The following is a 427-nucleotide window of genomic DNA, read 5'->3' as shown; positions in this document are numbered from 1 at the left end:
GGCGAGGCACAGGTGGCCGTCGCCGTCGGGCAGGTGCAGGTCCCCGGCCGCGCCACGGGTCGCGCAGCCCACGCAGGTCCAGGCGTTGCCTGCGGTGGTCACGGCGAGGTCCGGCGCCTTGTTCTGCCGTTCGGTGAGGCGGGCGCGTTGCTTGTCCGTCAGTCCCGGGGCCAGCCAATGCGTGCGGCACAGGCGATCGAGCGCGTCGTCGTCGGTGAACCGCAGGTCGCGGCGATCCCGGGTGCCCGCGACGTAAGCGCTGTCGGACGGGCTCAGCCCGTTGGCTCTGGCCCAGCTGCCCAGGCACTCCAGGGCTTCGGCGATGCGCGTGTTATCGACGGGAAGTTCCTTGGCGAGGGGGCTGAACCGCCCGCGGCGCCACTCTTCGACGCGGGCGGGATGCACCCAGCCGAGTGCGGTGAACACC

At 72.6% G+C, this 427-nt stretch carries 1 pseudogene; it reads right to left on the bottom strand.

The annotated features are described in order from the left end of the window. Window positions 1-427, bottom strand: a pseudogene (locus I6F33_RS38015) (hypothetical protein); the annotation flags it as partial.

Source organism: Bradyrhizobium sp. BRP20 (assembly GCF_020194215.1).
Classification (GTDB): Bacteria; Pseudomonadota; Alphaproteobacteria; order Rhizobiales; family Xanthobacteraceae; genus Bradyrhizobium; species Bradyrhizobium yuanmingense.
Note: the sequence above shows the minus strand (reverse complement) of the source record. Positions and strands in the feature narration are given on the sequence as shown.